The sequence below is a fragment of the Actinocrispum wychmicini genome, from assembly GCF_004345645.1.
Lineage (GTDB): Bacteria > Actinomycetota > Actinomycetes > Mycobacteriales > Pseudonocardiaceae > Kibdelosporangium > Kibdelosporangium wychmicini.
In genome coordinates, this window is the sequence record NZ_SLWS01000005.1 from 28,214 (window position 1) to 49,620 (window position 21,407).

A 21,407-nucleotide genomic window follows, 5' to 3' on the forward strand; every position below is an offset into this window, starting at 1 on the left:
AGTGAACTCGTTCAAACTCCGGCTACCTTTCGGGACACGTCACGCAGCCACACTTCGACGGCGAACACCTGGTTCAAGGCACCCCACGGCGTCGGCAGCCCCTGCACGGCGCCTTCGAGCGTGGCACGGACAGGCACGGGGTTGATGAGGCCGTGGTCGGCGGCGGCCGAGTCGGCCAGCAGCCGCCGCAGCGCCGGCGCGGCCCGGCGGATACCCAGGTAGGCGCTGCGCGTGTAGTCGCCTTTGGTGGGGCGGGTCAGTACGGGTTCCGGCACCAGACCCGACAACGCCGTTCGCAGCAAGGGCTTGGGTGTTGTCGGATCCACACGTCGAAACGCCGGCAACGAGAGGCAGGCGCGGACGACCTCGCTGTCCAGGAACGGCGCGTGCACGGCGATCCCGAACTCGTCGCCGACATGGCGGACCGCCCGTTGGGTGAGCACCTGGGTGCGGAGTTGGCCGCGGGCCACGATGTCGCCGACACCCATCGTGTCGAACGTCCTGTCCGCCACCGCGTGGATGTGGGCGGCGAGCTCCGCGCGAGCGGGCTTGGCAAGCCAGTGGGTCTGCGGGACATCCCAGTAGCCGATCGCCTCCGCCTCCCAGAGCGGCTCCCCGGGCACCGTCGCGCGGCCGACAGACGCGGCCAACATGAGCAGGGCGCGTCGCCGGCTCGTTGCCGCGAGCGCGACCGCGTGGCGAGCCAGGGCGAGCGGTGAGCGTTGGCGGATACGTGCCCACGCGACGCAGTGGCGCCACAGGGCGCCCATGTCACCCCGTCGGGCGAGGTCGGCGAGGTACGCCGGAGGCGCGCCGAGGACCACGTCGCCACCCTCGCCGACGAGATGGACGGCCGAGCCCAGCTCGGCGGCGAGACGGAGGCGGGCGCGGAGCGGGCCGGTGGCGATCGACGAGACGTGCGGATCGTCGCGCGCCGGCACGAGGTCCTGGTAGGGCAGGTCTTCGGCGGTCCCGTCGACCCAGTGATGACGCAGTCCAGGGGCGAACCGCAGGTAGTTCTCGGCGCGGACCGGATCGTCGTGAACCGGGTTGGCTGGACTCCGGTAAGTAAGTCCCTTAACCCCGTGGTTCCACCCGTGTGCGAGCAGGGCAAGCGAGGTGGAATCGATGCCGCCGCTGAAATCCGTCGTCATGAACGGCGTTTCGGTGGCACGTGCCGAGACCGCCGCGGTCAGCGATAATCGCAGCCGTTCGGCCGCGTCGGCGAACGTCAGGTCTTTGTCGGGCTCGACCGGGTCGAATTTCTCCAGTTGGCGGCCCGAATAGCCGGTACGGACGAGGTGTCCGGGCGGTATTTGTTTCACCTGATGGAATGGCGTTCGATAGTCGGACACTTCCAGTGCGCCGGGACAAATGAGACCGGCGGCGATGTGGATCCGGTCGAGCCGGGCGTTCGCCCGCGCGGCGATGTCCGTGGCGTTCGTGCCGAACAGGGCGCCGTCCGGCACGTCGCACACGTACAGCGGGAACTGGCCGACCGGGTCGGCGATCAAGGTGACTTCATCCGAAAAAAGCAACGCGAGCGAGTAACAACCGAGCCATTCGGTCAGCTGTCGCGGTTTTCCGGTCACCCGCACTGCCGTCAAGCCGTCCGCCAGGAGTGCGTCGGTCGCCAGGCAGTGCCCGATAACGATCATCTCGACGCCGGGGACGGTGATCGTCCGTGTTTCCGGACCCGGGGTCGCCGAAAGGACCGCCACGCTCGCGGTTGGACTCCTCCAGATGCCGACAAAATTCACCCGAGCCCCTCGGATGCCCTGATTCAGACCGACAACGAACGGTCAGTTGTACCGCTGGGCGCTCTCGTCGCCTGAGCCGTTGGCATTTCCGTGGGTAATGGTAAAGATATGTCCGAAATCGAACACGGCCGGCGGTTCGTAGTCTGTTTCGTTCCGCGGTACCTCACACTGAGTGTTGACACCCTCGTCGGCCACCAGCCACCTCCTATGCTCTAATTCGGACAGTCGTACGCGGCTTTACAATGAGTTAAGCGTACCGAGCGTCTTGTGTCACTCACCAGGGTAGAAAGTTGCACCGTTCGGGTTATTGGAGGCGTCGGCATGGAAGGCTCTTTCCCATTTGTTCGATAGCCCGGTCCAAGCGGTTCGTATCAGGGTATTGTTCAACTTGACGAGCCGTCATCGCCGTGGCTAAAGTTGCGCACGGCACGACATGCGTGTCGTGTCGCGTTCAAATTGAAGCTTGAGGAGATGTCGGGTGACATCAAGCAGTACGACCTACGACGCCCGGGCCCTGTTGTGGAAGCCCTCGGACTCCCTGCGGGACGCGAACCGACGCAAGATCATTCGCGCGGTCATGGTCGAACCCGGCACCCAGGTGCAGATCGCCCGGCTCACCGAACTCTCCCAGGCTACCGTCTCGGGCCTGGTGAACGAGCTGCAGCAGGAGAACATCCTGCGGGTGGACAACAGTGAGGGCGCCAGGGGCAACAAGCTCCGGCTCGGTGGCGTGCGCGGGGTCGCGGTGGGGGTGGAGGTCAACCACAACGGCCTGACCGTCGCCGCCCGCCGCGTCGACACGTCCTCCATCGAGTACGAGACCGCGGACTTCGGCGCCGAGCAGGGCGGCAACGTCTGGGTCCGGGAGAGCGCCCGGCTGATCCGGGAGGTGGCCGGCGCGACCGGGCTGGACGCGGACCACATCGTGTCCATCGGGCTCGGCATCCCGGCCGCCATCGACCCGCGGACCAGCCGGGTCACCCAGGTGGCCTCGTCGCTCGACTGGGACCTGACCGGCGACCCGGCCACCCGGTTCAAGGACCACTTCCCCAACGTTCCCATCATCGTCGACAACGAGGCCAACCTGGCCGCCTACGGCGAATACCTGTACGGCGCCGGCCGCGGCACGGAGACGATGATGTTCGTCAAGGCGTCGACCGGCCTGGGCGCGGGCATGATCGTCGGTGGCCTCATCTACCGTGGCCGGCACGGCCTGGCCAGCGAGATCGGCCACCTCACGATGGACCCGCTGGGCACGGTGTGCCGGTGTGGCAACCGGGGCTGCCTGGAGACCATCGTCGGCGGCGCCCGGCTGGTCGACCAGGTCCGCCAGGCCTACGCGGGATACCGGATGGATCTGCCGACCGGCCTGGAAGGCATGATCGAACGCGCCAAGGCCGGTGACCAGGTGTGCCGGCGGGTTCTGCAGGACGCGAGCCGGAACATCGGTATCGCGCTCGCGCGGGTCGGCAACATCATGAACCCCGAGATGATGGTGCTCGGCGGCGAGCTGGGCCGGGCCTCCGACCTGCTCGTCGAACCGGCGGTACAGGAAATGAGGTTGTACTCGCTGCGGGGCATGTTCGACCACACGCAGCCGACCAAGCTGGTGGGGTCGGAGCTCGGCCTGCTGGCCGGTGCCCGCGGTGCGCTCGCGTTCGCCCTGAAGGCGGACCGAACTGTGGACGCTTGAAAACCAGTCTACGAGCCTCAAGACTCTTGACTTCGATTCGAAGAGTCGTACGCTTTCGATGTAGCCCCTAGCGAAACACGGGGTTCGAGGGGAGAAGGCGATGCGGCTTCCTGTCTTGAGACGCGTGTGCCGGCCGTTGATCCGGCTGCCAACGCTGAGCCTGTCGATCACCACCGGCCCGATGAGAACGGGCGACCCTGCTGCAACAGGAGTCGCCCGGAGTGTGTCCGACGATCCTCCCCATCAGGAAGTTAGGAAAGGCTTGACGAACAATGGCCATCCTACCGCGCCGCCTTCAGGCGGACGATCCCCCACCTGACTCAACGCCGGAGCGCGTCAGCCGGCCGCCGAGCATCCAGAAGATCCGTTCGTGGACCAGCCAGCGGGGTACCGCCGCGGTCGAGATCATCCGCAAGAGGGCTGTTTCCGTTACGCCAGCGGCAGATCGGCCGCAACCGCAGCACAGGCCATGGCGGACGGTCAATGTGGACCGAACGGTTCTCATCGCGGCGCACACGGTCGCCAGCCTGATGCGTCTGGAGGACATCATCCCGCTGATCGAAGCCGACCAACGGGTGCAACTGGTGTTCACCCAGGTGCCGGACGAGCTCGGCGACGGCGTCGAACAGCGGCTCAAGAACCTGGAAGTGCGGGTGATTCCCTGGCGGGAAGCCACATTGCGGTCGTTCGACCTGGTGGTCTCGGCGAGCCTGCACCAGATGGAACGAGTCCGCGCGCGGCGCCGGTTCGCCGCCCCCCACGGCGCCGGGTACAACAAGCTGTGGCCGTTGCTGGACTGGTCCGGTGACTCCAGCGCCCGCCCGGTGTACGGCTTGGACCGGGAGTCGTTGCTGCACAACGGAGTTCCGGTGTTCGACGCGATCGTGCTGCCGCACACGGATCATCTGGAGACGCTCGCGCGGCAGTGCCCGGAGTCGTTGAAGCACGCGGTGGTGGCCGGTGACCCGTGTTACGACCGGTTGGTGACCTCGTTGCTCGACCGGGACCTGTACCGCTCGAAGCTCGGTGTCCGCGACTCGCAGATCCTGGTGGCCGTGGCCTCCACCTGGGGACCGCAGTCGCTGATGGCGACCCAGCGGGACCTGTTGACCCGGCTGCCGTCGGAGCTGCCGGCCAACCACAAGGTGATCGCGACCCTGCACCCGGCGGTCTGGGCGGAGCACGGCGCCCGGCAGGTGCGGGTGTGGCTGCGCGAGGTGCGGGACGCCGGGGTCGACCTGATCGACGTCGGTGAGGACTGGCGGGCCCTGGTCACCAGCGCGGACGTGCTGATCGGCGACCACAGTTCAGTCGCGGTGTACGCGGCCGGCGTCGGCGTGCCGTTGTTGTTGAGTCATTTCCCGGCGACCGAGGTCGACCCGAACTCGGTGATGGCAGAGCTCGCGCGGCTCAGCCCACGCCTGGACCCCACCCGGGGCCTGCGGGAACAGCTGATGGACGCGTTGATGGCCCGCCCGCTGCAGTGGGACGCGGCGGCCCGACGAGTGACCGCGGCGCACGGCATGTCCGCGGTGATCATCCGGCAGACCCTGTACCGGTTGTTGGAGCTGGCCGAGCCACCGATGATCGCCCGGTGGCCATCGGTGCCGGTGCCGCAACTGGTGCGGGACGAGTGACCCCACGGACGGCAGCGGAGTAGCCAGGCCAAGGACCTGGTTGCTCCGCTGTTCGCCGTTCGAGCCCCGGTGCGGTGTCGGCAGGACGCTCGCCGGGCCTTCCTTCTTCTCTTCGGCCATTGACGTGGCCGTAGCACGTCTGTAACGCTTGGACTCTCGCGCGCAAGAAACTAACATTCGGCCGAAAAATCCACGGACAAGGTCGGAAGATCCAACCTTCTCGTTACTCCTGCCCTCGGACGAGAGGTCTACCAGCATGAGCGTCAGACGGTTTCCCACTGCCCTGCTCGCCCTCGCCCTGCTGACGACACCGGCCGTGGTCGCGGCCCAGCCGTCGAGCGCGCCGACCGGCCAGCTCGGCGAGCAGCAGGTCACGCCCTCGATCCAGGCCGGTCCGAACCTCGCGCTCGGCAAGACGGCCACCGCGAGCGGGTTCGTCCAGAACCTTGTGGCGGGCAACGCCAACGACGGCGACCAGAGCACGTACTGGGAGAGCACCAACAACGCGTTCCCACAGTGGCTGCAGCTCGATCTCGGTGCGTCGGTCAGCACCAACGAGATCGTGCTCAAGCTGCCGACCGCCAACTGGGGCGCGCGTACCCAGACGCTTTCCGTACAGAGCAGCACCGACGGCACGAACTTCACGACCGTTGTCGCGTCCGCCGGATACCAGTTCAGCCCGGCGGCCAACAACACCGTGACAATCGACTACACCGCGGTCACCACCCGGTTCCTGCGGCTGAACATCACCGCCAACACCGGCTGGCCGGCCGGCCAGGTGTCCGAGTTCGAGGTCTACGGCCCGAGCACCGGCGACACCCAGGCACCGACCGCGCCGACCAACCTCGCCTTCACCCAACCAGGCGGCGGGCAGATCGCGCTGTCGTGGACCGCTTCGACGGACAATGTCGGCGTCACCGGCTATGACGTGTACGCCAACAACGCCCTGCGTACCTCGGTCACCGGAACGTCATACACCGACACCCAGCCGGACACGGCGACGGTCACGTACTACGTGCGCGCACACGACGCGGCCGGCAACCAGTCAGGCAACAGCAACAGCGTCACTCGCGCGGGTTCCGGTGGAGGCGGCACGAACCTGGCCGTCGGCAAGCCGATCACCGCTTCGTCCACCACACAGAACTTCGTGGCGACCAACGCCGACGACAACGACGTGAACACGTACTGGGAAGGCGCGGGCGGCACGTATCCGACCATGCTGACGGTCCAACTTGGCTCCAATGTGGACACCAGTCAGGTCGTGGTGAAGCTGAACCCGGCCGGCATCTGGGGCCCGCGCACCCAGACCATCGAGGTCCTCGGCCGTGAGCAGAGCGCCGCGGGCTTCACCAGCCTGGTGCCGGCGAGGCAGTACGGCTTCGACCCGGCCACCGGCAACTCGGTGACCATCCCGGTGACCGCGCGCGTCGCCGACGTGCAACTGAAGTTCACGGCCAACTCGGGCGCGGGCGGCGGTCAGGCCGCGGAGTTCCAGGTCATCGGCGTGCCCGGACCGAACCCGGACCTGACGATCCCGGCCACGTCCTGGACGCCGTCGTCGCCGGTGGAGACCGACTCGATCACGGCCGGCGCGACTGTCCGCAACGCGGGAACGTCGCCGTCCGGCGCCACGGATGTCAACTTCTACCTGGGCACCACCAAGGTCGGCACGGCCCAGGTCGCCGGGTTGGCCCCGGGCGCCTCGGCGACCGTGTCGGCGAACATCGGCACCCAGAACGCCGGTTCGTACCAGCTGACCGCGAAGGTCGACGAGTCGGGCAAGGTCGTCGAGCAGAACGAGAACAACAACAGCTTCACCAACCCGGCCGCGCTGGTGGTCGCCCCGGTGTCCAGTTCGGACCTGGTCGCGTCGCCGGTGAACTGGACGCCGACCAACCCGGCCGCGGGCAACCAGGTGAACTTCACCGTGGCCATCAAGAACCAGGGCACGGTCGCGTCGGCCGGCGGCGCGCACAACGTCACGCTTCAGGTGTCCGACGCGACCAACGGGAACGTCGTGGCGAACCTGAACGGTTCGGCCAGCGGCGTGATCGCGGCCGGTGCGACGACCAGCCCGGTCAACCTCGGCTCGTGGACGGCGGCGAACGGCCGGTACAACGTGCGGACCGTGATCGCCAACGACGCCAACGAGTTGCCCGTCAAGCAGGGCAACAACACCAGCACGGTGTCGTTGTTCGTCGGGCGTGGCGCGAACATGCCGTACGAGTTCGTCGAGGCGGAGAACGGTGTGCTCGGCGGCGGCGCGCAGGTCGTCGGTCCGAACAGGACGATCGGCGACCTGGCCGGTGAAGCGTCCGGGCGGAAAGCGGTCACCCTCAACAACACTGGAGCGTCGGTGGAGTTCACCACCTCGCAGCCGACCAACACCCTGGTGACTCGGTTCGCCATCCCGGACTCGGCCGGTGGTGGCGGCCAGAACTCCACTTTGGACATCTTCGTGAACGGGACGTTCCTCAAGGCCATCGACCTGACCTCGAAGTACTCGTGGCTGTACGGCAACGAGACTTCACCGAACAACTCGCCGGGCTCGGGCCCCCGGCACATCTACGACGAGGCCAACGTCCTGCTCGGCACCACGGTCCCGGCGAACAGCAAGATCCGGCTGCAGAAGGACGCGGCCAACGGCACGACCTACGCCATCGACTTCGTCAACTTCGAACAGGCCACGGCCGCCGGCAACCCCGACCCGGCGCACTACACCACCCCCACCGGCTTCGGCCAGCAGGACGTGCAGAACGCCCTGGACAAGGTGCGGATGGACACCACGGGCACGTGGACCGGCGTGTACCTGCCCCCGGGTGACTACCAGACGTCCGGCAAGTTCCAGGTGTACGGCAAGGCCGTGCGGATGGTGGGCGCCGGCCCGTGGTTCACCCGGTTCCTCGCGCCCGCCAACCAGGACGGCACCGACGTCGGGTTCCGGGTGGAAGCCGCTGCCGGCGGCTCGACGTTCGCCGGGTTCGCGTACTTCGGCAACTACACCAGCCGGATCGACGGCCCCGGCAAGGTCTTCGACATCACCGGCGTCACGAACCTGACCATCGACAACATCTGGGTCGAGCACATGATCTGCATGTTCTGGGGCACGAACGTGCACAACGTGACCATCACGAACTCGCGGATCCGGGACACCTTCGCCGACGGCGTCAACATGACCAACGGCAGTACCAACAACCATGTGGCGAACGTCGAGGCACGCACCACAGGCGACGACAGCTTCGCGTTGTTCGCGGCCACCGACCAGGGCGGCGGCGACCAGAGCGGGAACGTCTTCGAGAACCTGACCGCGCTGCTGCCGTGGCGCGCGGCCGGCCTGGCGGTGTACGGCGGCCAGAACAACACGTTCCGCAACATCTACATCGCGGACACGTTGACCTACTCGGGAATCACGATCAGCTCGCTGAACTTCGGCTTCCCCATGCGGGACTTCGGACCGGGCACCACCCAACTGTCGAACATCTCCCTGGTCCGGGACGGCGGCCACTTCTGGGGCGCGCAGACCTTCGGCGCGATCTGGATGTTCTCCGCCAGCCAGGCGTACACCGCGATCCGGGTGACCGACGTGGACATAGTGGATCCGACGTACAGCGGCATCATGTTCCAGACCAACTATGTCAACGGCCAACCGCAGCACCCGATCCAGGACTCGGTGCTGACCAACGTGTCCATCACCGGCGCCCAGCGCAGCGGTGACCAGTTCGACGCCAAGTCCGGCTTCGGCCTGTGGGCCAACGAGCTGCCGGAACCAGGACAGGGCCCGGCGGTCGGCACGGCCACCTTCACCAACCTGAGGCTGGGCAACAACTTCCAGGACGTCAGAAACACCACGACGACGTTCACCATCATCCGGAACTGACAGTACGCGAAAGGTGGCTCCCGGTCGTCCCGGGCGGGAGCCACCTTTCGCGTCGTTCCCACATTCCCACTGTCCTGCTGTCCATCGCGCCGAGACGGCCGGACGTCACGCATTCCATCCGTACATATCAGGCTTTGCGCCATTCGAGTGATCTGTGCGCGGGCAACGGCCGGCTTGTCCATAGTGGATGGTCCGGCCAGCTCGGCGCGCGTGTTCGTCTGACCATTTGGCCTGGTTGTCCACCGATCGCGGGCTTGGCCGGGGCTGGGCACGTTTGGCAGAGTGGATGGCGAGGGAGGTGGGGGCGTCATGCCACTGTCCGCTGTCGTCCGGGATCGCTGTCGAGCGCTCCTGCCCGTGGGGGAGCAGCTCCGGTATGTCTTCCCGGCCACGTCCCTGTGGTCCGGCCGGGCGGTCATGTTGGCGGACTTCATCGTCGCCGTCACCGACAACCAGGTGATCGTGCTGGGGTGCCGGTGGTTACGGCGCAACCGGCCTTCGTCGGTGTGGGCGACGTACCCGCGCGGTCTGCGGCTGGGGCCGGTGGAAATGTACGGCTCGCTGCCGCCAACCGTGACTATCGGGGCTCTGCTGCTCGAGGTCGACGAGGAGTACGTGCCGGTGATCCGGGCCGCCGACGCCGAACTTGAGGACTGCCTGCCGCTGGACCCGCTCCCTGATCTTTAGGCGCCCGCCAGGTGTCGGGCGATCGGCCAGGCGCCGTCAGTGGTGTTGGACATGACCGTGTACGTACGGCCGGTCGTCGGGTTGTGCGCGCTCTGGAAGGACACGCCCGAGTCGTAGCCCTCCAGCATCACCTCGGTGTCCCGGAGCCAGAAACCCAGTCCGTAACGTAGTGAATACTCTGGGACATCACTGTGCGGCCGGATCATCGAGGCCACCCGGTCGGCGGGCACGATCGCGCCGGCCAGAAAGGCCGGCCAGAAGGCCCTGAAGTCGTCGACCGTGCTGTAGATGCCGCCGTCGCCGGCACCGCGGATCGGGAGATGGAACACGTTCGTCCGCCAGGTCCCGTCCATCTCGACATAGCCGAGAGCCGTTCGCGACTCGGGCGTGTCCGAACGGAGGAACTCAGTGGATGTCATCCCGGCCGGTTCGCAGACCCGTTCGACCACCAGCGAATGGAACGGTGTACCACTGACGCGCTCCGCGATCAGGCCAAGGACCACGTAGCCGCCGTTGTTGTACGTGAACCGGGTGCCTGGCGCGAAGTCCTGCGGGTGGCCGTCCAGGACGCCCAGGTACTGCTCGCTGTCCAGCAGGTTCTGGGCCGGCACGGGGAGCAGGTAGTCGCGGACGTCACCGGTCTCCGAGTACCACTCGCCGATGCCGGACCGGTGGGACAGCAGGTGCTCGACCGTGACGGTGTCGTCGATCATCGGGAGGTCCGCACCGAGGATCGACCGGACAGGTGTGGACAGCGCCAGTTTGCCGTCCGTGACAAGGCTCATCACGGTGAGTGCCGTGAGTCCCTTGGTGCCGCTGGCGATCGCGAACCTGGTGTCCACGGTGTTGGGGATCGAGAGGCCGCGGTGGGCCAGGCCGAACGCGGCGGCGTACTCGACCTCGTCGCCGGTGGTCACCGACACCACGCCGGCGAACCCGGTCTGTTCGGCCAGCGAGGAGACTTCCTCGGACAGTGAGGACATACGCGGATACTATGGGTGGCACGGAAGTCACGGAAACGAATTAAGTCGACAGCGTGACGACCTGGTTGCGACCGTTGGACTTGGCTGTGTACACGGCCGAGTCGGCGGTGAGCATCAGCTGTTCGAGCGTGGTGCCGCTGTTCGGGTAGATGGCCACGCCGATCGACGCGCTCAACCCGCGGATAACGGTTTCGCCACTGTCCGTCGGCGCGAGGACCTCCAGCTCGGTCACCCGCCTGCGCAGTCGTTCCGCCGTGTTGACGACTTGCTCAGCGGTCGCGTTGGGGATCAGGACAGCGAATTCCTCACCGCCGAACCGGCCGGCCGAGTCGTAGTCGCGGATCTCGTCCTTCAGGACACGGGCGACGGCCTTGAGGACTTCGTCGCCGGCGATGTGACCGTACGTGTCGTTGACCCGCTTGAAATGGTCGAGGTCCACCATCATCACGCCGAACGTGTCGCGTGAGCGTTCCGCCCTGGACAGTTCGTTCTTGGCACCCTCGTGCCAGGCGGTGGCGTTCAGCAGGCCGGTCTTCTGGTCGATCGTGGCCAGTTCCTCGAGCTGTTTGACGAGCACCGCCCGGTGCAGCACCAACAACGGCGGCAGGACAAGGACCACCAGATACGGCGTGTGCGCCAGCGCGAGCGCGGCGAGCGCGCCAAGGCAGAGTGTCGCGATCTCCAGCGCGTAGTCCGCCCAGGACAGAACGAGGTGCGTGGGCTGGCCGTACAGTCTCGCCGCGATCGTCACCATGGTGTTGTTCACCATCAGGAACACCAGCGCGGCCAGCATCACCACGATCGCGGTGACCGACGAGCCGGTCCAACCGCGAGCCTGCTGCACCATCTCGCCGGCCGCCAACGTTCCGGACGCGGCGTAGGCGCTCAGCATGATGATCACGGTCGAGAACACCACGCGGTGCATCGGCCGGTTGCCGATCCGGCGCCAGACCCGGATCCACAGGTGCAGGTACGCGATCACGGCGACCAGCCCGGCGAGGCTCGGCGGAAGCACGATGACACCGGCGAAAACCCACACCGACGTCATGTTCACGTGCGGCGCGTTGGTGATCAGCCGCCTGGTCTTCTCGATCTTCCGGCTGACCTCGGCCTGGAACAGGGCGAGCGCGCAGATCACTCCCAGTTGCCACCAGTGCCGGCCGGCGTAGCGGTCCTGAGTGGCGAGCAACACCGTGAGCACGAGCGCGATCGCTTCGACAGCGAGGAAATACCTCACCATCGTGCGTGGCTGTCGCCACAACGCCCACTTGCGAGGGTGGGTGCCGCGGCTGTCGCCGGTGGCCGCCCCGCTCAAGTTTTCTCCTGTTCACTTGCTGGAACCCGGATGGTCTCAAGCTACACTCTGACTGCCGAACCGAAAGCTGTGAAAGAGGTACCGGTCATGCGCGGGATCGAGTTCTGACTTCGTGCGGCGGCAAGCCCGCCGGAACACGCATCATCCGGTGGTGGTTTCCCGGGCGGCGGTGGCGCGGCTCCAAGCCACCGCCGCAGGGACAGCGATAAGAGCACCCACCGCTCCAGCGGCCGCCACGGTGTTCGCGACACCGATCTGTTCGGCCAGCACCCCGGCCAGCAGCACGCCGATTCCCTGCACGGTGAGGGCGCCCGAGTTGAGCAGGCCCATCACCTGTGCCCGGCTGTCGGCCGGCGCGGACCGGCCGAACGACGCGCCGACCTGAACCTGGTACGCGGTGCACAGGCCGCTCAGCACCAGGATGCCCACCGCGGCCCACAGCCCCGGCTTGAACACGCACACCGCGAGCGCGAGCCCGGCCAGCCCGGCCAGCGGTCCGACCAGCCGTGGCCGGATCTCCGGGCCGGCGAACCTGGTGAACAGCCACGCGCCGATGATCAGCCCGCCCGCGGGCGCGCCCATCAGCAGGCCGACCACCTTGGTCGGCTCGCCCAGTTCCGCGGTCCACGCGGCGGCCAAGCCCTCCGGGCCGATGTACAGCCCGGCGAGCATCGCGAGCACGTACAGCGCCGGCAGGCCCGGGATGCTCGCGATCACGCGGGCGCCGTGCAGTGACGAGGACCAGAACCGCCTGCGTTGTTCCGGCTGCTGCGGCGCCGGCCGGTACGGCACCGCCCACCGGACGAGCGCGGCGGACACGAGGAACGTGGCGGCGTCCAGCGCGAGTGCGAGGTACGGGTTGATCAGGGCGACGAGCACGCCGCCGAGGGTGAACCCGAGCAGTTGCGCGGTCTGGATCGTGATGCTGCGGACGGCCAGCGCGGCGACGTACGCCTCGCCTTCGAGGACCTCGGGCAGCAGCGCCAGCCGCGCCGACCGGAACGGCCCGCCGACCAGTGCCACCCCTGCCATGGCCACGCACACGACCGGCAGCGGCATCTGCGGGATGGCCATGATCAGGACGAGCCCGGTCGAGATCAGGTCGCAGACGACCATGACCTCACGCCGGGGATACCGGTCGGCCAGTCCGGACAGCAGCGCCGACCCGAGGAACGACGGTGTGTAGCTGAGCGCGAGCGTCAAGGCGGCCAGCGCCGCGGAATTCGTGCTTGCGTAGACGAGTACGGTCAGTGCGACACGCGCGAGTTGGTCGCCGAGCTGTGACAGCCCTTCGGCCGCCCACAGCGCGCGGAACTCGCCTACGCCGAAGGCAGCCCGGAAGCCAGACCGCTGCGCCAACTGCCCCATGCTCCCCGTCACTGGCTGCTCGTCATGTCGACACCTAATGTAGGTGCCCTCGGTCACTAAGCCAATACCGATAGACACTGGTCCTTCACGCTATCGGGCTTAGGCGAGTACCCACCGTGATCAACGGTAGCGCCGGGTCCGTCATGCAGGCGACGGACCCGGCACTGTCCTCCTGTGGAGCGGACCGGCAGGCTGACGGCGGACGCCTGGTGGCGCGCGCATTCCGGTGAGCGGCCGAAACCGACCGGACACCGAAAATATGACCTGCGCCACTAGCTCTGTCTCATCCAAAAGGGGTATCAAGAACACTTATGGCTGAGTTGGAGCTTCGGCACCTCCGAGCGGTGTGTGCGATCGCCGAAGAGGGCAGCGTGACCAAGGCCGCGGCCCGGCTTGGGTTGACCCAGCCGGCGTTGAGCGCGCAGCTGCGCTCGGTGGAGCGTCTGGTCGGTGGTCAGCTCTTCGAGCGGACGCCTGCGGGCAGCGTGCCGACCGATCTGGGTAGGTACGTCATCCGTTCGGCCCACGTGGTTCTTGACGACCTCTCCCAGCTGCTGTCGTCCGCGCGGGAACGGGCGAGCGTGCCGTCCCAGGGGCCGTTCGTCCTCGCGGCCATGCCCATGCTGTGGGTCAGCCAGCTGGTGGACGAGCTGCGGGCCCGGTTCCGGTGTACCGAGGTGCGGACCGAGATCGACTGGTCCTGGCAGACGCTGCTGGACATGCTGGTGTCGAAACGCGCCAACGTCGCGGTCTTCGACTACTTCGAGGGCGTCGAGCGCCGGCAGCTGTCCAACATCGAAGTCCGGACCCTGTTACACGAGCCGCAGTTCGCCGCGGTCTCCCAGGACAGCCCGTTGGCCAGGTACGACACGGTCCCGCTGGCCGAGATGGCCGACGCCGACTGGGTCGCGCTCCCGCCCGAGTACGACAGCGCGCGGATGCAGCTGAACGCGGCCTGCGCGACGCTCGGGTTCACGCCGCGGATCACGCACCACGTCATCGAGTCGGGGGCCGCTCGGGCGCTCATCTCGGCCGGCGCGGTGTCACTGGCGTCGCCGGCGTCGCGCAGCTGGGACGGGATCGCCATCCGGCCGCTGCGGGACGACCCGATATCAATCCGGGTGATGGTGGCGACCCGGGCGGACGGTCTGGTCGCCGGACGGGCCCACGAGGCGTTCGCGTGCGCCGCGCACGCGTACCGCGCGGTGGTCGACCGCAACCCCTACTTCACGCGCTGGTGGGCCGAGCATCCCGAGGCGCACGTCGAGCTGGACGCCGCGCTCAGGTTGGTCAGGCCAAGCCACCCCCAATAACCAACGCATGGCGTTCCGGAAAACAGCTTTGACTCTCCAGTGACCGGAGACTTTAGCGTCGCTCGCCGTCGAGGAAAGGACGGCGAGCGATGCCACCGAAGAGAAAAACCCACCAGGTCACGTTGGAACTGGCGGCCGGCGAGGCACCGGTCGTCGAGCTGGGCAAGATGCTCGGGCAGACCGGTGTCAACCTGGTCGCGATCAAAAAGGACTACGACGCGGCGACCGCGGCCCAGCGTGGCGACGTCGTCCCGGTCGTCGTCACGGTCTTCGAGGACCGCACTTTCGCGCTACGGCTGAAAACCCCGCCCACCGCGTTTCTCATCAAGAAGGCGCTGGGCGGCAAGGGGTCCAGCACGCCGGGGCACGAGCCCGCTGGCGTGCTGAGCCAGAACCAGCTGCGGGACATCGCGACCCGGAAACTGCCCGACCTGAACACCACGGACATCGAGGCGGCCATGCGCACGATCGCGGGCACAGCGCGCTCGATGGGCGTTCGGATCGCTTAAGTCCGGTTCGGACGCAGTGTCCAGGTCACGGTCAGTTCGGCCGTGGTGACCCCGTCGGCGTTGGTGAGCGTGACGTGCACCGGGAACTCCGGGCGTTGCCCGGCGTCCAGCTCGGCGACCACCTCGTCGTGCGGACGGCCGAGTTCCGCGGTCGCGGTCAGGTCGCCCATGGCCACCTTCTTGTAGGTGACCTCCGACCGGGCGACCAGGGGAACGGCGCGGCCCAGCTCGTTGGCGAACGCGGCGAGCAGGACCGCGCCGGACGCCGTCTCGCCCAGTCCGAACGCGACCGCCGCGTGCGGTCCGCCCACGTGGTTGTGGTTGCCCTCGACGTCAGGCAGATGGGCGACCGCGTGGGTCGCCGTGACCTCTTTGAAGGTGATCCCCGCGGTGCGGACCCAGGGGACCGTGTTCCGCATGGCTTCGCCGATCATGCCGTAGTCCATGCCACCGATACTACTCGTCGGTAACATATGTGGTAACAGTTGGCCTCTGAGCCGGGCAACTACACTCGTCCACCGTGCATCAGCCCGCGATTACCCAACTCGCCTCCGCTGACCCCGAGATCGCCGGTCTGGTCGAGGCCGAGGCCGAGCGCCAGTACGCCAAGATCCGGCTCATCGCGTCGGAGAACTACGTGTCCCAGGCGGTTCTCGAGGCCACCGGCACGGTTCTGACGAACAAGTACTCCGAGGGGTACGCCGGCAAGCGCTACTACGAGGGCCAGCAGCTCATCGACCCGATCGAGACGCTGGCCATCGACCGCGCCAAGGTCGTCTTCGGCGTGGACCACGCGAATGTCCAGCCCTACTCCGGCTCGCCCGCGAACCTGGCCATCTACCTGGCGTTCCTGCAGCCGGGCGACACGGTGATGGGGATGGCGCTGCCCGCCGGCGGCCACCTCACGCACGGCTGGAGCGTGTCCGCGACCGGCAAGTGGTTCCGCAGCGTCGCGTACGGCGTACGCAAGGACACCGGCCGGGTCGACATGGACGAGGTCCGTGAGTTGGCCCTGGCCGAGCGGCCCAAGCTGATGTTCTGCGGCGGCACGGCCATCCCGCGCACCATCGACTTCCCGGCGTTCGCGGCGATCGCGAACGAGGTCGGCGCCGTCCTCGCGGCGGACATCGCGCACATCGCCGGCCTCATCGCGGGTGGCGCCCACCCGTCGCCCGTCGGGCACGCCCCGGTCATCTCCACGACGACCCACAAGACCCTCCGCGGGCCCCGTGGCGCGATGCTGATGTCCGACGCGGACCACGCGAAAGCCTTGGACAAAGCCGTGTTCCCCGGCCTGCAGGGCGGCCCGCACAACCACACGACCGCGGCGATCGCCGTCGCCCTCGGCGAGGCGAGCAAGCCGGAGTTCTCGACATACGCGCACAACGTCGTCGCCAACGCGTCGGCGCTGGCGGAAGCGTTGACCGCGCGAGGCTTCGACCTGGTGTCCGGCGGCACGGACAACCACCTGATCCTGATCGACCTGACGAACAAGGGAATCGCCGGGAAGCCGGCCGCGAAAGCCTTGGACAACGCGGGAATCGAACTGAACTACAACACGGTCCCGTTCGACCCGCGCAAGCCTTTCGACCCGTCCGGCCTGCGCCTGGGCACCGGCGCGATCACCACCCGCGGCCTGACCGTCGACCACATGCCGAAGCTCGCCGAGTGGATCGACACGGTCGTGACCAACGCGGGCGACGAAGCGGTGCTCAAGCGGACCGCGGGCGAGATCCGCGACCTGCTCGCCGGCTACCCGATGCCCGGCTGGGGCTGAGCTACCGCAGCAGGGTGGCGGTCAGGTCCGGGGTGGGCATGTCCGGGTCGAACGGGTACATGGGACGCTGGATTCCCTTGTGGCCCAAGCGAAGCAGGTCCTGGTCGACCCCGCCGGGAGTCAGTGCGAGCAGCCAGCCCTCGGCCAGGTCGTACAGTTCCGGCTCCAGGTAGCCGATCTTGACGAACGTCAGGTCGACCGTGGCCGGGTCCAGGCCGAGGTCGGTGAAGTCGCGCACGAGGTGGTAGGGCTTGCGGCGCTCAGTGATGATCACGTGCACGCCGCCGGCCTGAACCACGACGACCGTCCCGCCGACCGGGTCCTCGCGGACGGTCCGGACCGTGCCGGTGACCCGGACGGGTCCGGACGGGCCGGGATCGATCTTGCCCCCGACCAGCAGGTCCACCTGTCCGCCCACCTTGGCAGCGGCTGCTACGGCGACCGCGGCCGGGTCGACGATGCTCGCGTAGATCGCTGAGAGCGACGGGTACGCCAGCAACTTCCCCAGGGTCCATGACACGTCGCCCGCGCCGCCCGCGGTCGGGTTGTCGCCCGAGTCGCTGATGAAGAACGGGCGTGCCGTGCTTGCCAGGCCTTGGGCCACGCACTCGGCCAGGGTTCCGGTGGGGGCGACGAAAGCGAAGTCGGCGCGGGCCCGCCAGTAGTCCTCGGCGAGGGACGTGGCAGTGTCCTGGACGAGCTGGGGGTCGTCGCCGGTGACGACGACCGCGGCCTGGCAGCGGGGTTCGTCGGCCCACGCGTAGCCCACCCAGATCGACGCGTCCAGGATGCCGTCCGTGGCCTCGATGGCGGGGATCCGGCCGTACAGGCTGTGCGCGGGCTCGATCCGGGTGCTGGTCTTCTCCCCGGGCAGCAGCACGGGCACCTGCACCCACGCCAAGTGCGGCCGCACACCGGAACGCAGTCGCGCGACGAGGTTGCGGGCGGCTCGTTCCTTTGTCTCCCAAGCGTCTTCGTGCGGCGCCATGCGGTAGCACGTCACCAGGTCCAGGTGTGCGACGAAGTCATGCGACACGTTTCCGTGCAGGTCCATGGACGCCGAGATCAGCACCGACGGACCCACTGTGGCGCGGATCGCGGCGACCAGGTCGGCTTCGGCGTCGGCCAGCCCGACCACGCTCATCGCGCCGTGGATGTCCAGCACCAGGCCGTCCAACGGGCCGGCGCCGACCAGACGGGCGAGGATCTCGGACTTCAACGACGCGTACACGTCCGCTTGCACCGCCCCGCCCGGTAGGGAAACGGCGTGCAGCAACGGAACCCACTCCACATCGGAGTTCGCGGTCCACGTGTAGCGGGCGAGCAGGTCCGCACCCCTGGTCACCCGGAAGTCGGCCAGTCCGGTGCGGTGTGGCGAGAACGTGCTGCTCTCGATGGCGATTCCGGCGATCCCGATCCGCAAGCCTAGTCCTTTCCTTTGCGGTGCACCTGGTCCAGTGCCAGCCGGCCGGCCCCGAGCACACCGGCGTCCGCGCCGGCCGAGGCGACCGCGACTTCCAGGTTCTGCGTCGCCATCGGCAGGCAACGCTCGTACAGCGCGCCACGGACCGCGGCCACGTACGGCTCGATCGACGCGAGCCGCCCGGTCAGCAGCACGGCGTGCGGGTTGAAGAAGTTGACCACAGTGGACAGCACTTCGCCGAGGTGGCCGCCCGCGCGGCGAACCGCCGCGGTGGCCTTCGCGTCGGCATTGCCGACCAGTTCGATCAGGTCCCCGGTCTGGGCGACGCCCACGTTGCGGGCCACGGCCGCGCCGCTGGCGATGGTCTCCAGGCACCCGGTGTTCCCGCAGCTGCACGGGGTTTCGCCGCCCGCTGTCACCCGGACATGGCTGACGTCGCCGGAGACTCCGTTCGCGCCGCGGTGGATGACACCGGACGCGATCACGCCACACCCGACGCCGGTGCCGGCTTTCACCACCACGAGGTGTTCGGGGCCGCGGTTGCGGGTGTGGAACTCGCCCAGCGCGACCATGTTGGCGTCGTTGTCGACGGCCACGGGCACGTCCAGGTGCGCGGCGAGCCAGTCACGGACGCCGAAGCCGTTCCACCCGGGCATCCGGGACGCGCCTTCGACTCGTCCGTCCGGGTAGTTCACCGGTCCGGGCAGCCCGATGCCGATCCCGAGAAGTCGGTGGTCGGCAAGGGATTCACCGATTCCGGCGACGATGTCGAGCAGGCCGGCCAGGCCGGCTTCCGGGCCGAGGGCGATGTCCTGGGCGTGTTCGGCGGCGTGCAGGCTTTCGCCGGACTGGTCGAACGCCGCGACTCGGACGTGTTGCGCGCCGACGTCGACACCGACGACGTAGCCCCGGCCGCCCGCGGGTCGTAACACGCGGGGTCGTCGGCCGCCGCGCGACGGGCCTTCGCCGGTCTCGGTGAGCAGGCCGGCGTCGATCAGGTCCTGGACTCGCAGCGAGACCGTGGAGCGGGCGAGGCCGAGCAAGCGGGCCAGGTCCGTTCGGGACGAGGCCGCGCCGGAGGACACGAGCCGCAGGATCTCCGCGTCCGCCACCGGCATACCGTCTCCTTTGTTCGGAAACGAACTAAGTTACGTCGAAAATGCTACAGCAAGTTCACTCTTACGACGAGAGGGCTTGTATTTCGTTCGTATCTGGGATTAACGTCCGGCGAATCACCCACGAACACGGGAGGCGCGATGTCCCGCCGGTTGCTTGCCGCCGCCGCGGCCGCGGCCCTGCTGGCCGCCGGCTGCAGCAGTGAGCCGACGACGCAGTCCACCTCGAGCGGCACGGTCACGTTCGCCCTGCCGCCCAACGCCACGCCGAACTGGATCCTGCCGCTCGGCATCCCAGGTCACCTGGCGACCTACAACTCGTCCATCTACGAGCTGCTGTACGTGCCGCTGTACTCGTTCAACGGCACGTCGGGCACGGTCGCCATGGACCCGAAGTCCAGCGCGGGCAACCCGCCGCAGTACAGCCCCGACGGCAAGTCGGTGACCGTCACGCTCAAGGACCTGACCTGGTCCAGCGGCCAGAAACTGACCACAAGGGACGTCGAGTTCTGGTACAACCTGGTCAAGGCCAACAAGTCCAAGTGGGGCGGCTACGCCAAGGGCCGGCTGCCGGACGACCTCACGTCCTTCACCGCCAAGGACGACAAGACCTTCACGTTCACCCTGGACAAGGCGTACAGCCCGGACTGGTTCACCGCCAACCAGCTCTACAACGTCCGCCCGCTGCCACAGGCCGCGTGGGACAAGACCGCGGCGGACGGCCCGATCGGCGACCACGACCGGACCGAGGCCGGCGCCCAGCAGGTCTTCGACTTCCTCGTGGCGCAGGCCAAGGACCTGCCGTCGTACCAGACGAACCCGCTGTGGAAGACCGTCGACGGCCCGTTCTCGGTGCAGGAGTACACCACCGGCGGCCAGGTCACCCTGGCCAAGAACCCGAAGTACACCGGCGCGGACACCGCGAAGCTGGACAAGGTGTCGTTCAAGCCGTTCACCAGCGCGGACGCCGAGTTCAACGTCCTGCAGACGGGCGGGATCGACTACGGCTACCTGGCGTCCGCGAACCTCAACCAGCGCTCGTCGCTGGAGCAGAAGGGCTACGCGGTCCAGCCGTGGAAGGGCTGGGCGATCACGTACATCCCGTACAACTTCAACAACCCGCAGGCCGGCCCGGTCTTCAAGCAGCTGTACGTCCGGCAGGCCATCCAGCACGCGGTCGACCAGAACTCGATCGTCAAGAACATCTGGCGGGACATGGCGGTCGCCGGATACGGCCCGGTTCCGCAGGACCCGTCGTCCCCGTTCATCTCGGACGCCCAGAAGACCAACCCGTACCCCTTCGACATCGCGAAGGGCAAGGAACTCCTGGAGTCACACGGCTGGACGACCGGCAGCGACGGCGTCGCCACCTGTACCGCGCCGGACAAGTGCGGCCCGGGAATCGCCGCGGGAACCCCGTTGCGGCTGACCCTGCTCGCCGAGAGCGGCTCCAAAGAGACCGACAACATGATGGCCGAGCTGAAGTCCTCGCTGTCGAAGATCGGCGTCGCCCTCGATCTCAAGCAGGCCCCACTGGACACCGTGCTGGGCAACAGCAAGGCATGCACGCCCAACCAGCCGGAGTGCTCGTGGCAGCTGTCCTTCTTCGGCACGCAGGGCAGCTGGTACTTCCCGGCCTACCCGAGCGGCGAGCGGATCTTCGGCACTGGCGCGACCTCCAACCTGGGCAGCTACACCGACCCGAAAGCGGACGAGCTGATCGCGGCGTCAACGTCCACAGCGGACTCGGCCTCGATGAAGGCGTACAGTGAATACCTGACCCAGCAGCTCCCGGTGATCTGGCTGCCGAACCCGGTGTACCAGATCTCGGCGATCAAGAAGAACGTCACCGTGGGCATCCAGGACCCCCTCGCCAGCATGCAACCCCAACGCTGGGCGACTTCGTGACCCACCCCATCCGAGTGAAGTCCGTGCGAGCGGTCCGTTCGC

The 21,407-nt window shown here is 67.8% G+C and carries 15 protein-coding genes; 8 read left to right on the top strand and 7 right to left on the bottom strand.

What is annotated here, in order from left to right; all coding sequences use genetic code 11:
- Positions 1-11: 11 nt before the first annotated feature.
- On the bottom strand, positions 12-1,721 hold the full coding sequence (locus EV192_RS22100; RefSeq protein WP_165960543.1) for an albusnodin/ikarugamycin family macrolactam cyclase: 1,710 nt from the start codon (positions 1,719-1,721) through the stop codon (positions 12-14).
- 517 nt (positions 1,722-2,238) lie between these two features.
- Here EV192_RS22100 and EV192_RS22105 point away from each other — a divergent pair.
- From EV192_RS22105 to EV192_RS22120, 4 genes are all read left to right on the top strand, one after another.
- Positions 2,239-3,453 carry an ROK family transcriptional regulator gene (locus tag EV192_RS22105; RefSeq protein ID WP_132118364.1) on the top strand — a complete coding sequence of 405 codons (1,215 nt, stop codon included), beginning with the start codon at positions 2,239-2,241 and terminating at the stop codon, positions 3,451-3,453.
- Positions 3,454-3,938: 485 nt separating this feature from the next.
- Positions 3,939-5,090: a CDP-glycerol glycerophosphotransferase family protein gene (locus tag EV192_RS22110; protein WP_243726995.1), complete on the top strand. Its 1,152-nt coding sequence runs from the start codon at positions 3,939-3,941 to the stop codon at positions 5,088-5,090.
- Between the two features lie 256 nt (positions 5,091-5,346).
- Positions 5,347-8,967: a discoidin domain-containing protein gene (locus tag EV192_RS22115; protein WP_132118368.1), complete on the top strand. Its 3,621-nt coding sequence runs from the start codon at positions 5,347-5,349 to the stop codon at positions 8,965-8,967.
- Positions 8,968-9,276: 309 nt separating this feature from the next.
- On the top strand, positions 9,277-9,654 hold the full coding sequence (locus EV192_RS22120) for a hypothetical protein (RefSeq protein WP_132118370.1): 378 nt from the start codon (positions 9,277-9,279) through the stop codon (positions 9,652-9,654).
- Here EV192_RS22120 and EV192_RS22125 read toward each other — a convergent pair.
- From EV192_RS22125 to EV192_RS22135, 3 genes are all read right to left on the bottom strand, one after another.
- Positions 9,651-10,637, bottom strand: a complete 987-nt coding sequence (locus tag EV192_RS22125) for a serine hydrolase domain-containing protein (RefSeq protein ID WP_132118372.1) — start codon at positions 10,635-10,637, stop codon at positions 9,651-9,653. The genes EV192_RS22120 and EV192_RS22125 overlap by 4 nt on opposite strands.
- A gap of 40 nt (positions 10,638-10,677) precedes the next feature.
- A complete protein-coding gene (locus EV192_RS22130) occupies positions 10,678-11,952 on the bottom strand; it encodes a GGDEF domain-containing protein (RefSeq protein WP_243726996.1) in 1,275 nt (424 codons plus the stop codon).
- Positions 11,953-12,093: 141 nt separating this feature from the next.
- Positions 12,094-13,332 (bottom strand): MFS transporter, encoded by a 1,239-nt coding sequence (locus EV192_RS22135; RefSeq protein WP_132118374.1) that lies wholly within the window; start codon positions 13,330-13,332, stop codon positions 12,094-12,096.
- Positions 13,333-13,631: 299 nt separating this feature from the next.
- Between EV192_RS22135 and EV192_RS22140 the strand changes: the two genes are divergently transcribed.
- Entirely contained in the window at positions 13,632-14,633 is a 1,002-nt protein-coding gene (locus EV192_RS22140) for a LysR family transcriptional regulator (protein WP_132118376.1), read from the top strand.
- Positions 14,634-14,722: 89 nt separating this feature from the next.
- Positions 14,723-15,142, top strand: coding sequence for an uL11 family ribosomal protein (locus EV192_RS22145; RefSeq protein ID WP_132118378.1), 420 nt, complete (start codon positions 14,723-14,725; stop codon positions 15,140-15,142).
- Here the strand turns inward: EV192_RS22145 and EV192_RS22150 are convergent.
- Positions 15,139-15,588: a DUF4442 domain-containing protein gene (locus tag EV192_RS22150; protein WP_132118380.1), complete on the bottom strand. Its 450-nt coding sequence runs from the start codon at positions 15,586-15,588 to the stop codon at positions 15,139-15,141. The genes EV192_RS22145 and EV192_RS22150 overlap by 4 nt on opposite strands.
- Before the next feature lie 74 nt (positions 15,589-15,662).
- Between EV192_RS22150 and glyA the strand changes: the two genes are divergently transcribed.
- The gene (glyA, locus tag EV192_RS22155) at positions 15,663-16,919 is read left to right on the top strand and encodes a serine hydroxymethyltransferase (RefSeq protein ID WP_132118382.1); all 1,257 of its coding nucleotides are present in this window, start codon (positions 15,663-15,665) and stop codon (positions 16,917-16,919) included.
- A 1-nt stretch (position 16,920) separates the two neighbouring features.
- Here the strand turns inward: glyA and EV192_RS22160 are convergent, their stop codons facing one another.
- Positions 16,921-18,342 (bottom strand): M81 family metallopeptidase, encoded by a 1,422-nt coding sequence (locus EV192_RS22160; RefSeq protein WP_132118384.1) that lies wholly within the window; start codon positions 18,340-18,342, stop codon positions 16,921-16,923.
- Between the two features lie 2 nt (positions 18,343-18,344).
- Positions 18,345-19,460, bottom strand: a complete 1,116-nt coding sequence (locus tag EV192_RS22165; RefSeq protein WP_132118386.1) for an ROK family transcriptional regulator — start codon at positions 19,458-19,460, stop codon at positions 18,345-18,347.
- A 138-nt stretch (positions 19,461-19,598) separates the two neighbouring features.
- On the opposite strand from EV192_RS22165, the gene EV192_RS22170 reads away from it, so the two are divergent.
- Positions 19,599-21,365: a peptide ABC transporter substrate-binding protein gene (locus EV192_RS22170; RefSeq protein ID WP_132118388.1), complete on the top strand. Its 1,767-nt coding sequence runs from the start codon at positions 19,599-19,601 to the stop codon at positions 21,363-21,365.
- Positions 21,366-21,407: the final 42 nt, after the last annotated feature.